The 12,510-nt window shown below is 51.4% G+C and carries 12 protein-coding genes; 8 read left to right on the top strand and 4 right to left on the bottom strand.

The features are described from left to right. Nucleotides 1-120 precede the first annotated feature (120 nt). Nucleotides 121-567, bottom strand: a complete 447-nt coding sequence (locus tag H6F80_RS06130; RefSeq protein WP_190790705.1) for a hypothetical protein — start codon at nt 565-567, stop codon at nt 121-123. Between the two features lie 11 nt (nt 568-578). Then, a complete protein-coding gene (locus H6F80_RS06125; protein WP_190790704.1) occupies nt 579-1,991 on the bottom strand; it encodes an ammonium transporter in 1,413 nt (470 codons plus the stop codon). Nucleotides 1,992-2,866: 875 nt separating this feature from the next. Here H6F80_RS06125 and H6F80_RS06120 point away from each other — a divergent pair. The 8 genes from H6F80_RS06120 to H6F80_RS06085 all read left to right on the top strand — a co-directional run bounded on the left by H6F80_RS06120 (nt 2,867) and on the right by H6F80_RS06085 (nt 9,831). Then, entirely contained in the window at nt 2,867-4,303 is a 1,437-nt protein-coding gene (locus H6F80_RS06120) for an acyl-CoA dehydrogenase family protein (protein ID WP_190790703.1), read from the top strand. Nucleotides 4,304-4,417: 114 nt separating this feature from the next. After that, nucleotides 4,418-5,218, top strand: coding sequence for an MOSC domain-containing protein (locus H6F80_RS06115; protein WP_190790702.1), 801 nt, complete (start codon nt 4,418-4,420; stop codon nt 5,216-5,218). After that, nucleotides 5,191-5,304, top strand: a complete 114-nt coding sequence (locus tag H6F80_RS31125) for a YnfA family protein (RefSeq protein ID WP_242067190.1) — start codon at nt 5,191-5,193, stop codon at nt 5,302-5,304. Before H6F80_RS06115 ends, H6F80_RS31125 begins: the two co-directional genes overlap by 28 nt. A gap of 4 nt (nt 5,305-5,308) precedes the next feature. Beyond that, nucleotides 5,309-5,368, top strand: coding sequence for a hypothetical protein (locus H6F80_RS31120; RefSeq protein WP_190790720.1), 60 nt, complete (start codon nt 5,309-5,311; stop codon nt 5,366-5,368). Nucleotides 5,369-5,441: 73 nt separating this feature from the next. After that, nucleotides 5,442-7,244: a DUF1989 domain-containing protein gene (locus H6F80_RS06100; protein WP_190790701.1), complete on the top strand. Its 1,803-nt coding sequence runs from the start codon at nt 5,442-5,444 to the stop codon at nt 7,242-7,244. An 8-nt stretch (nt 7,245-7,252) separates the two neighbouring features. Beyond that, nucleotides 7,253-7,762: a hypothetical protein gene (locus tag H6F80_RS06095; RefSeq protein ID WP_190790700.1), complete on the top strand. Its 510-nt coding sequence runs from the start codon at nt 7,253-7,255 to the stop codon at nt 7,760-7,762. Between the two features lie 20 nt (nt 7,763-7,782). Beyond that, nucleotides 7,783-8,520 (top strand): GntR family transcriptional regulator, encoded by a 738-nt coding sequence (locus tag H6F80_RS06090; RefSeq protein ID WP_190790699.1) that lies wholly within the window; start codon nt 7,783-7,785, stop codon nt 8,518-8,520. A gap of 201 nt (nt 8,521-8,721) precedes the next feature. After that, nucleotides 8,722-9,831: an S-(hydroxymethyl)glutathione dehydrogenase/class III alcohol dehydrogenase gene (locus tag H6F80_RS06085; RefSeq protein WP_190790698.1), complete on the top strand. Its 1,110-nt coding sequence runs from the start codon at nt 8,722-8,724 to the stop codon at nt 9,829-9,831. A gap of 199 nt (nt 9,832-10,030) precedes the next feature. Here H6F80_RS06085 and H6F80_RS06080 read toward each other — a convergent pair whose 3' ends face one another. Both H6F80_RS06080 and H6F80_RS06075 read right to left on the bottom strand, forming a co-directional pair. Then, a complete protein-coding gene (locus H6F80_RS06080) occupies nt 10,031-11,053 on the bottom strand; it encodes a glutathione S-transferase family protein (protein ID WP_190790697.1) in 1,023 nt (340 codons plus the stop codon). Further along, entirely contained in the window at nt 11,050-12,354 is a 1,305-nt protein-coding gene (locus H6F80_RS06075; protein ID WP_190790696.1) for a cysteine desulfurase-like protein, read from the bottom strand. The genes H6F80_RS06080 and H6F80_RS06075 overlap by 4 nt, the downstream gene beginning before the upstream one ends. Nucleotides 12,355-12,510 lie beyond the last annotated feature (156 nt).

The raw sequence follows: 12,510 nt of genomic DNA, 5'->3' as shown, positions 1-12,510 counted from the left end.
GCTCGTCTTGCCTGCCCAAGTTTTGCCTGCCCAAGTTTTGCCTGCCCAAGTTTTGTCTATCGAAAAAAAGGAGGCAATGCCTCCTCGATCTATACCCAGCTGAAAGTCTGAAACTTGAATTTATCGGATCGATCGCCCTCTCGATCCAGCACGGGTCGATTGCTTGGCAGTTCCCTGAAGGGACGATCGCTTCACTTTGCGACGAGTTTTGCGTCCCAGCGATGTGCTGCCGATGCCCATCAGACCGAGCGCAACAAAAGGTTGCCAGGAGGGGCGATTAGAACGGGCTTCGTAGCGAGTAGAGCGCGTGGAATCCGGCTGTTTTTGTGGCTGCGACAGCGTGCTGAACAGCGACATTCCTCCGGCAAGCAGCAAAGCCCCAAGCGTTTTGGCAGTTTGAGAAGGAGATTGCTCCTGTTTCAAGCCAAACGACGCATAAAAGAAATAAACGCTAATCGCGAGAGAGACGAGCAGAAAAAAGCCGATTGCAGCGGAGCTATTAGCAAAGGTATAAATTGGTCCTTTTGCCTCGGAGAATTCCTGAAACGTGGAAAATGGACTGGTCATGGATTGCCTCCCTATTCCGGTGCAAGTTCAGTAGAGCTGTGTGGAGTTGGCACAGTTGCGCCATCGTTGCGGCTGAAGTGCGACACAAAGGTCGTAGTGGCATATTCGGGATAGCCCTCAACGCCCAGATCCGCAATATCCAAGCCCTTGATTTCCTCTTCGGGCGGAACGCGTAACAGGTTAAATTTCTTCAGCACCCAGCTTGAAACATAGCCCGGGATAAAGCCCAGCAGAATGACGCAGACCAGCGCACCGACAAGCTGACCGACCAGATTGATCGAAGGAATGCCGTCGCCCTGGGGGTAGCCTGCTGCTGCAATACCGACCACCACTGAGCCAAAGAGTCCAGAGAAGCCGTGAACGCCCACTGCCCCCACTGCATCGTCAATCCCTGCTTTCTCGATCGCCACAATCACCTTGGGCATGATGAAAGCCGCGATAAACGCCAGCACAATCACGACCGAGGGATGGTACAGATCCATGCCGCCACCCGTCGCAATAATGCCTGCCAGTCCGCCAGAGATGGTAAAGAACGGATCGCCCTTAGAAGACAGGTAAGCTCCCACTAGTCCGGCAGCGAGTGCCATTGTGGTATTTACTCCGATCGATGCCAGCGTCATCGGCGTACCGTAGATCGTCGTCTCTCCATCGTAGCCCGGCAAGAAAATCATGCAGGCAGCCAGAAACGCATAAAAGCCCACAAAGATCAGCATCAGCCCCACCATTGTTAGCGGCAGGTTGTGCGGCAGAATTGGACGCGGGTTGCCGTTCTCGTCATATTTGCCAATCCGGGGACCCAGATTCATCAGCACGCCCAGCGTGAAAAAGCCAGAGATGCCGTGGACGATCGCCGCGCAGCCAAAATCGTGATACCCCAGGCGGGTAAACATCCAGCCAAACGCACTCCAGCCCCAGGCAGCTCCAATCAGCCAGGTAAATGAACCAAGGATGATCGACAGAATCAGATATGCGCCGATTTTGACTCGCTCAATCAAAGCTCCCGAGAGAATCGAGGCGGTCGTCATAGCAAACAGTGCGAACGCAAAGAAGAACACGCCCGTAATGTGATCAGCAGTATTTGGACCTAGCGCAGGCGACCAGGGATAGGACGCATCCACATAGGTCATTGCGGTCTTGATCGTTTCGCTCTGTTCGGGGTTAGTCCACGGTCCCAAAATGCCACCCGTAAATGGGAAAAATGGAAACGCATTGTATACCCACCAGCCAAAGAAGAAAAAAGCGAGTCCGACACTGGCAAGCGTTAGCAGGTTTTTGACCATCGTTGCCAGCACGTTCTTTGTGCGCGATGCGCCGCCCTCGTAGGCAAGAAAGCCTGCGTGGATCAGCAACATGAACACCGAAGACCAGTAGTAAAAAGACTCTGAAGTGAATGTGCCGAGAAATTCTTGCGCTTCAGGAGACATGGTTGATGGAGGATAAACGACTATCGTTGCAAGACACCACAATTCGCACGGCGTAACCAGGGAATCCTGTCACTCTTTCTTGCTGTCACGCTCTTTAAGTGATAGGCACGATAAATCAGGCTGAACGAACAGCCCTCGATTCGCTAAACAAAAAACTCAGATGAAAGTGTTAATTACGCGATCGCAAAATCGCAAACTAGAAAAATCCGAACGCTGCAAGCCCAGACATTAAAAGCCCGAACATTAAAAGTTCAGACATTAAAAGTCCGAACGCGACAAGCTCAAACCCAAGCGTTTTGAATCAGCAAAATCTTGAGTTAAAGATGAACATACCGCAGGAACGATAAATCCTGAACCAAATGTTAAACCTAACTTGTTATAACAAATGGTATTCTAATTAACCATCTGGGAGATTAGAGCAGTTTATGCTACATGACTAAGCCCTTGTCCTGAATCCTTGAGTAACTTTGGCAATCTGTCAGGAATGAACTTCAGGCAATGACTTTTTGTAAGACGTGTGAGCGATCGCGTAGTACCCCTGAAAGCTTATAGATTGCAGCATCTGTGTTCCTTTATCCTGCCTGAACCGATCGTTCATCAAATTAATTCTCAAATCATCACTCCAATTATTCATTCTCTGTTCGATCGTCTTTCACGTCCTCGGCCGTCGCATTGTTCGAGTGGTTCAACGATGTTCAGCAGGATAATCTTCGATCAATAGTCGAATCGTTAATTGTTCTAAATAGTTGATTGTTCTGACCTGTTATGATTGCTCCGACTTCTCGCTCTTCGGTCGTGTATCGTTCAGAAGCCTTGCATTGGGGTAATTGACAGGATCAATCGTGCAGTCTGCGTTTGTTAAAAGGTGAAAAATTATGGTGAGAACAAAGGTTTGGCAGGGAGAACCCTTCTGGGGATTAGATTATGACTTTGACCCCCAATGGCTGCTCACACCTGCCCAGCAGGAGCTTCAGGCAAAGCTAATCGACTTGTGTGCTACCGTACTGCGTCCCAACGCCATCGATTCCGATCGCAATCTGGTTTACCCGCGCAAAAACTTTGAGGCATTGGCATCGCTCGGTTTATTGGGGCTATTTGTGCCGAAAGCGTGGGGCGGATTGGGCGAAAATCATGTCTGTGCGGCAATGATTGTAGAAACGATCGCCCGCTATGGCTGTCCCAGTACAGCAATGTGCTACACAATGCACCTGGGCGCAGTCGCCGCCGCTCTGTTTCGTGCCCATGAAAATTCCCAATTGCAGCAGTTGCTTCAACGCCTCGATCGCGATGTCTTGATTGGGACACTGTCCTACTCTGACCCAGAAACCGGATCGCACTTCTGGTATCCTGTTTCCTCGAAAGCAGAAGCGTCTGAAGCAGGCTGGAACGTCACCAAAAAAGCCTCCTGGACGACTTCGGCAGGCTTTGCTGACTGGTACATTGTCCAGACTACCAGCCCCGATTTTGACGGCAACTACGCGGATTTGTCCTGCTTTTTGATCTACGGCGATGAAGTCAAAGCAGAACCGCACAAATGGGATGCGCTGGGTTTGCGCGGCAACCAGTCGGGAACGCTGTTAGTCGATGGGGTCACGGTTCCGATCGATCGCCTGGTCGGACCCAAAGGAGACGGTACCGCTTCTAACGACGAAATTGTCGATCCGTTTTTCCTGCTCTGTTCGTCGGCTTGCTGGAACGGTATCGCCATGGGGGCGATCGATATTGCCAAGCGGCACGTCACTCGCAAAAAGCACGTTGATGTGGGAATGCGTGTCGCAGATTATCCAACGATTCAGGATTATTTTGGCGAAGCGATTATTGATACCAACACCTGTCGATCGTTTACCTTCACCATGGGCAAACTGATGGATGATCTGACGAACGGGTGCGACTGGTCAATCCACGCGGATCTGACGGCTTTGCCGCGATCGGCTTATCTGCCCTGGTACTGGCAAATCAAGTTTGCAGCAGCTAAAAATGTAGCCCACGTCTGCGACAAGATGCTGCACGCCTGCGGCGGTTCAGGGTTCAAGAAAGACATGGAAATCGAACGCTATCTGCGCGATGGTAAAGCGGGCTGGGTGATGGGTCCGACGAACGAAGTGCTGCGGCAATTTGTAGGCAAACTGGCTCTTTTAGGGTTCGATTCTCTGGACTACTGGAATCAAAACGTGAACGAGCGCGTGCTGCACAACGAAGTCAAAAAATTAGACGCAGCAGGCAAGCGCAAACTGGCAGAACAGCTTTTAGCCGAAGCGGATGCCGCCGAAGCGCAAGCTTTATCAAAGTCCTTTGCCGCGAGCATTGCCTGAGAATACATTCGGCTCAGTGTGAGCGATCGTCCAACCCCTGAAAAACCCGATCGCCCATACCGTTCTACGATCGCAATGAGATTTGATAAGGGGATTTAACAATGAGACTTAATAATGAACAATGAATCTGTGGTTGGGTCGATCGTCTCGATGTGGCGATATCCGGTTAAATCGATGCTGGGCGAGGAGTTAAACGCAACGGAAGTGATGGAGCGTGGCTTGATGGGCGATCGTGCCTATGCGCTGGTGGATGCAGAAACAGGAGCAATTATTAGCGCAAAGCTGCCGCGCAAGTGGGGCATATTATTTGACTGTCGCGCTGCTCTCAATTCGCCGGAACAGGTGAAAATTACGCTGCCGGATGGGTCGATCGTGATGGGCGATCGATCAGACATAAACGAAATTCTCTCTCAGGCATTTGGGCGCAAAGTCAGGCTAGAAACCGCCGCGCCAGCAGCCCCCAGCATTGAGATGTATACACCCGATATTGAAGACATTACAGATGCAGGCTGCGAAACGAATGCTGCTATTCGTCCAAATACGTTTTTTGATGCAGCAACCGTGCATTTGCTCACGACGGCAACACTCGATCAGTTTCAATCGATCACGCCGACTTCACGCTTTGAGCCGCGCCGCTTTCGCCCAAATTTTGTGGTTAAACCGCTCGAGGGCGCAACGGGATTTGTCGAAAATGACTGGGTGGGCAAAACGCTTGCGATCGGCGATGAAGTCCGGCTCAGCATTACCGAACCTTGCCCGCGCTGTGTAATGACCACGCTGCCGCAGGGCGAACTGTCCAACGATGTGAATGTGCTGAGAACAATCGTGAAACACAACAGCGGTCATGTAGGCATTTATGCCAGTGTCAGGCAGGGCGGTACGATTCGATGCGGCGATCGGGTGGCGATCGTCTAATGGCTCAATCGCTGTTTTATTTTCTGTTGGCAGGTCTGTGTGAGATTGGGGGCGGCTATCTTGTTTGGCTAGCCGGATCGCTTTGATTGGTTGGGAAGCTGGATTGCATTGCTTGGTGTAATGGTAATGATGTATGCGCCTCGAAACTAAAGATAGTTCTGAAGATAATTCTAAGAACACGATAAAATCTGATTTTGCAATCAGCTCTGATGTTCCGCAGCCGATGGGACGTGTCATTGCAGACTATCGAATTGAACCCGGAACGGCGATCGCCTACAGGGTGCAGGCAGGACAGTATATTCAAATCATTGACGTGGAAGGATCGCAGTGTTCGGACTTTCTGGCGTTCGCGGGCATCGATGATGCGGAAGAACTGGACAGCACTGCGACTCGCACCCTGAATGGCTTGGCAATGCCTCAGGCTGGACTGCTGGGCAAATATTTTTCGCAAACGCTCCAGCCGCTGTTTGAAGTGATTCAGGACACCTGCGGACGACACGACAGCTTCCTGCTTGCCTGCACCAACCAATACTACGAAGACGCAGGCTATCCGGGACATCCAAGCTGTAGCGATAACTTTAATCGAGTTTTGCAGCCGTATGGCATTGCGGCCCGATCGGGCTGGGCGGCGGTAAATTTCTTTTTTAATACTGCCGTAGATTGCAGCGGGGCGATCGTCTCAGCCGAATCGTGGTCGCGTCCGGGAGACTATGTGCTGTTGCGGGCAAGTCGCGATTTGCTCTGCGCCAGTTCCTCCTGTCCAGACGATATCGATCCGGCAAATGGCTGGCATCCCACGCCGATTCAGGTGCGAATTTATGACAGGAGCGAAACTTTTGCGCGATCAGTTGGGCGACGAGCTTCCCCCACGCTGCCCCTGCGACAAACCCAACCCAGCGCATTCACCGATCGCATTGAGACGCTCACCGATCATTTGGCAGAATACAACGGCTTCTGGGTTCCTCAAACCTTTGCCCACCACGGCATTCAAGACGAATATTGGGCACTGCGCGATCGAGCCGTTTTGCTGGATCTCTCCGCACTGCGAAAGTTTGAGATCTGCGGCGACGATGCCTTGAATCTGCTTCAGTATGCCTTTTCGCGAGATGTGACCAAACTGCAAGTCGGGCAGTCTGCCTACGGCTGTTTGCTCAATCCCCACGGTGGCATTGTGGATGATGGGATTGTGTTTCGACTGGCAGCGCAGGTGTTTCGCTATGTGGGCAACTGCGACTCTGACGGGGAATGGCTGGCACGGCTGGCACAGCAACAAAGTTTCTCGGTGACGATCGATCCCAGCAGCGATCGACTTCACAATCTGGCACTTCAGGGTCCGCTCTCCCGACAAATTCTGCGATCGATCACCCAGTTTGATTCAAAATTCACCCCCTACACGATCGACGATCTGCCTTATTTTCATTTTGCGATCGGCACGATTGCCAACGTTCCCGTTCTGATTTCGCGCACCGGATATACCGGAGAACTGGGCTACGAATTATTTGTGCATCCTCGTGATGGGTCTGCCCTTTGGGATGCGCTAATGGCTGTCGGAAAACCGTTTGGACTGCAGCCGATGGGAATGTTTGCCCTCGATCGCGCCCGAATTGAAGCCGGATTGCTGAGTGCCGGACGAGAGTTTGACGATTTAACATCGCCCTATCAGGCGGGAATCGGCTGGTCAGTGGCACTGAAGAAACCCGATTTTATTGGCAAAGCCGCCCTGGAAGCAATCAAGCCACACCCACCTAAAGTCGCTGTTGGACTGGTGCTAGACGGCAATGAAGTCGCAGAACCCGGACACCCTATTTATGCGATCGGGGAACGCTGGCGCGTCGGTATGATTACGAGTGCAACCTTTTCACCAATTCTAAATCGCAGTATTGCTCTGGCTCAAGTGGCTCCTGAATACAGCACGATCGGCACTGAGTTGGAAGTCGGCGTGATGGATGGAATGAAGCGACGAATCAAGGCGATCGTGGGAACGCTGGCAGCTTATGATCCAACCAAGAGCAGAGTACGAGCGTGAGAACGAAAATGGGAACGAAAGAGAGAACAGAAACGGAGATCAAAACCTACCTCTGGGATATCGCAGGCGTTGATGGTCTGCAAGCAATGAAAAGTATCGTAGGTGAAGCGATCGATCGAATTGCGCCGTTTCGATCTCTTGAATCTCAGCTTGGCGGCGAGCATTGCTCAATTCTGCGGCTCTGTGAAAACAACTTTCGGATTTCCTGTTGCGGAGACAATGCCCCCATTGCTCAGGTTTTGAATACTTTGTCCACTCAGCATGTCTGGATCAAAAAATTTAACTGGCTGGGGTCGTTGATTCTGCCTGAAGCCGCCTTATCTCAACTGTTGCTGATTGCGATTTCTAAACCGCCTCACCGACTGGAAAATCTGCCGCTGCACTGTGCTGCCCCTGCTCGCATCAACGGAATTTCTGTGCTAATCTGGCGACACCCAATTGCTGGAAAACCCGCCCTTGAACTACACGCCGCTCAGAAAGATTTGCCTCAACTTCAAGCAAAGCTTCAGCCTCTTTAACTCACCTGATCGCCCTCTCAATGCCGATTCCCCTTCACCTGGCAATTTCTGAGCAGCTTCGTCATCAAATCACAAACGGCGAGTTTAAACCGGGCGAACAGTTGCCCAGCGAACACCAGCTCATGCTGCAGTTTGCAGTCAGCCGCATTACTGCCCGACGAGCGATCGCCAATCTGGTCAACCAGGGCTTAGTCGTTTCTCAGCGCGGCAAGGGCGTGTTTGTTAAAGAACAGCGCAAAGTCACTTATTCGCTGTCCAGCCCGATGATTTTTTTTGAAGCGGATATGCTTCGTCAGGGTGTCACCAGTTCCATTCGCAATCTTGTGTTTAAATCGGTTTCTCCTCCGTCTACCATTCGTCAAACACTGCAACTTTCGCCCAATCAATCCGAAGTCTATCTGCAAAAAAAACTGCTGCTGCTGAACGACGTTCCCGTTGCCATTGATATTACCTACATCCTGGCAAACCTGGGCAAAACCTACGCTAAAGACCTGAAGCAGCACATGACCTTTCCCACCCTAGAGCAAAATGGCGTTCTGATCGATCGCATTACCGCCACCCTCGAATCTACTCGTGCCAACCCTGAAACCAGCGAATATCTAGGCGTTCCCCTTGGGGAGCCGCTGATCGTCTACTGCTACACTGCCTACACCCCCGCTCATCAGCCGATCGTCACCGGAGAAGCCCTCTCGCGAGGTGATCGATTGGCATACTCAGTGGAGATTAGAAAACAGGACTTGCAGAGGCGATCGGAATAGGAGACCAACGGTTCAGCCCAAGCCTTCAGACCAATATTCACGAATCAGCACATGGAATTGATGCGGTCTGATTTTCTAGACCTTAATTTCTAGCCAGACCTTAATTTTTAGAACGATATGTCATAGTCAAAGAATGGTTTAACCACCCATCATGCAAGAAGCTTAAACAAGCTTTACCGAAACGATCGCAGGAGAAAATTTATGGATGTGAAAGCAGCCGTAGCCTTGGAAGCAGGCAAACCTTTGAGTATTGAAACCGTGCAGCTTGAAGGACCAAAAGCAGGCGAAGTGCTGGTCGAAATCAAAGCGACAGGCGTTTGCCACACCGATGCTTTCACGCTGTCTGGGTCAGACCCCGAAGGGCTATTTCCGGCGATTCTAGGTCACGAGGGCGCCGGGGTTGTCGTTGAAGTGGGCGCAGGCGTAACTTCAGTGAAACCCGGAGATCATGTGATTCCGCTCTACACGCCAGAGTGCCGCAACTGCGAATACTGCCTCAGCCGCAAAACAAATCTCTGTCAGGCAATTCGATCGACTCAGGGCAAAGGACTGATGCCCGATGGAACGAGCCGTTTTTCGATCGATGGTCAGATGATCCATCACTACATGGGCACATCTACCTTTGCCAATTACACCGTGCTGCCCGAAATCGCCGTTGCCAAAATCCGGGAAGATGCCCTGTTTGAAAAAGTTTGCTACATCGGCTGTGGTGTGACGACAGGCGTGGGAGCCGTAATTTACACCGCAAAGGTGCAGCCCGGTTCAAACGTAGTCGTCTTTGGGTTGGGCGGCATCGGACTCAATGTGATTCAAGGCTGCCGCATGGTCGGGGCGAATATGATTGTCGGTGTGGATCTGAATCCGCAGAAGCGCGAACTGGCAGAAAAGCTGGGCATGACTCACTTTGTCAATCCCAAGGAAGTTGAAGGCGATCTGGTTGCCCATCTGGTAGAACTGACGAAAGGCGGTGCGGACTATAGCTTTGAGTGCATCGGCAATGTGAATGTAATGCGGCAGGCGTTGGAGTGCTGTCATAAAGGCTGGGGCGAAAGTACGATCATCGGCGTAGCGGGAGCCGGACAGGAAATTAGCACTCGTCCGTTTCAGTTGGTGACAGGTCGGGTCTGGAGAGGCAGCGCGTTTGGTGGCGCAAGAGGACGCACCGACGTTCCCAAGATTGTGGACTGGTACATGGACGGCAAAATCAACATTGATGATCTGATCACGAACGTGATGCCGATCGAGCAAGTGAACGAAGCCTTTGATCTAATGCACCGGGGTGACGCAATCCGAACGGTTCTAACTTTCTAGAATTTGTCGCTTAAAGAATAGTGGGTCAGTGGGAGAGGTTGTGCGCTGTCCCCTAAATCCCCCAATCCTGGGGGACTTTGAGATTTATCGTCAAATATTCTTTCTCGATCGCTTCAGTACAGGCGACTAAACGATTCGCACTCTCACTGACTAAAGGCTCTTTCGATGGTTTCGCAATCTATTATCCTCAAGACCCTCCCTAAAACAAGTCCTTAAGCTTTGCTCGATCGTGCGGTGCAAGCAAAGTGTCCAGACTGGAACCTGTGGGAATAATGCCGCCCGGATTCAGCGGAAACAAATTGCCGTAGTAGTCGCGTTTAATCACTTCCAGATCACAAGTGCTTGCCACGCCTGGGAGCTGATACAAATCGCGCAGATAGCCTGCCAGATTTGGGTAGTCCTGAATCCGGCGACGATCGCACTTAAACAATCCATAGTAAACCGCATCAAAGCGGATCAGAGTTGTAAACAGGCGCACGTCTGCCAGCGTTAAGCGATTCCCGCACAAATATCGCTGATGTTCCAGAGCCACATCAATCTCGTTCAGAACAGTAAAAAGCTCATTCACGGCAGTATCATAGGCTGCTTGCGTCTGGGCGAATCCGCAACGATATACGCCGTTATTCACTGCGTCATAAATTTTTTCGTTCCAGGAATCGATCGCTTCTCGTAGCTCAGCAGGATACAAATTGAGTTCAGGATACTGAGAAAATTCATTCAATCGATCGTTCAGCATCACGATGATTTCTGCGCTTTCGTTATTCACGATCGTTTGTGTTTGTGTATCCCAAAGTACGGGAACAGTCGATCGCCCGGTATATCCCGGTTTAGCTTGCTGATATAATTCCGCTAACGTCTGCAAGCCATTCTCTGGAGTATCAAATATCCATCCTCCTGCTTCTGGCGAAGGAGAAACGATCGTTACCGAAATTGCATCTTCTAATCCCTTCAGGGCACGGACAACCAGCGTTCGATGTGCCCATGGGCAACCCAATCCTACATAGAGCCGATAGCGTCCTGTGGCTGGCAGATAAGGGCGATTAGAATCTGTATCAATCGCGTTTCTAAACTCGCTGGCTGGACGAATGTAAGCCCCCGACGCATCGCGTGGCGCAAGCCGAGACATCATTAAATGCCACATTGTTGTCCAGGCAAATCGACCCAATCGGATAATGGATTTGGCAGGTAAGGTTGCTTTCGCTTTTCGGGTAGGCTGAGTCATGGTGATTCACTTTTTGCAAGCTGATGCAAAACCTCCAGCATTCGATCGATTTCCTCGGTCGTGTTGTAATGGGCTAAGCCAATTCGCACCATGCCGCCCTGATCTTCGACGCCGAGCCGTTCACTCAAATTCAGCGCGTAGTAGTTGCCCGACCAGGTAAAAATGCCGCGATCGCTCAACGCCTGAGCAACCTGCTTTGGATGATAGCCCTTTAGCCGAATTGAGACCGTGGGTGTGCGCCACTGAATGCGATCGAAATCGGTGATGCCGTAAAACTGTAAACCCGGAATTTGCAGCAGTTCGGCGATGAGATATTTTGCTAAATCGGCTTCGTATTGCTGAATCGCGTTCATTGCCGCTACCAGTGCAGCCCGTCGATCGGCACTTTGAGGGTCAACTTTTCTGCCCAGATCTGCTAAATACTCGATCGCCGCCGTTACGCCCGCCATTGCTTCATGATTTTGGGTTCCGGTTTCCCAGCGATCGGGCGAGGTATTCGCTGCCGGACGGACTTTGTAGGGATACAGCCGATTTAGCAATTCTGCTTTGCCGTACAGCACACCCGCATGAGGTGCAAAAAATTTGTAGGGCGAACAGGCGAGAAAGTCACAGTCCAACGCCTTGACATCGATCGACCCATGAGGCGCGTAATGAACCGCATCGATATACACCCAGGCTCCTACTTGGTGAGCCAGCTCAACCGCTTTTGCCACATCGCTAATTGTTCCAACCGCATTCGAGGCATAGCCGATCGCTACTAGCTTTGTTTTCTCAGTGATCTGACGCTGCAAATCTTCATAATCTAGCGTGCAGTCTTCGGGGTGAAAATCAACCCAGCGAATCGTCACGCCGATCTCAGCTAACGCCGTCCAGGGAGACACATTGGCATCGTGATCCAGCCGCGTCACTACAATCTCATCTCCGGGCTTCAGTTCACGGGCGATCGATCGGCTGAGGGCAAACGTCAGCGTCGTCATATTCGCGCCAAATACCACTTCTTGCGGGGCACAGTGCAAAAAATCTGCCATTGCTGCATGGGCAGACTCGATCGTGCGATCGGTGCGCTGGCTGGTGAGAAAAACGCCGTGGGTGTTGGCATTGGCAAAAGTCAGGTAATGGGTCATCGCCTGGATGACTCGCTGCGAAACCTGTGTGCCACCGGGACCATCAAAAAACACGGCAGGTTCTCCGTTCACGGTTTGCGCCAGAGCCGGAAACTGGGCACGCACCCAGCCCAGGTCGATCGCAGGTTGGGACACAGTGAAAGAATCAATCACGGTAGAGAGGAACAAAAGGGGCATCTCCACGGTATCAAACTTGCAATTTATCAAACTTGCAATTTACCGTTTGGCTTTGTGAAGTCACTGGAAACCCACGACAAATCTCGTATGATGCTTCAGGGCGTATTTCAAAAATTTGATATCAGAATGCAGCCGATTGCTTCGCAGTTCCCCGAA

Origin of the sequence: Leptolyngbya sp. FACHB-711 (assembly GCF_014695615.1) — a bacterium.
Taxonomy (GTDB): domain Bacteria; phylum Cyanobacteriota; class Cyanobacteriia; order Elainellales; family Elainellaceae; genus Leptolyngbya_A.
This window is presented reverse-complemented; position numbering and strand designations above follow the sequence as displayed.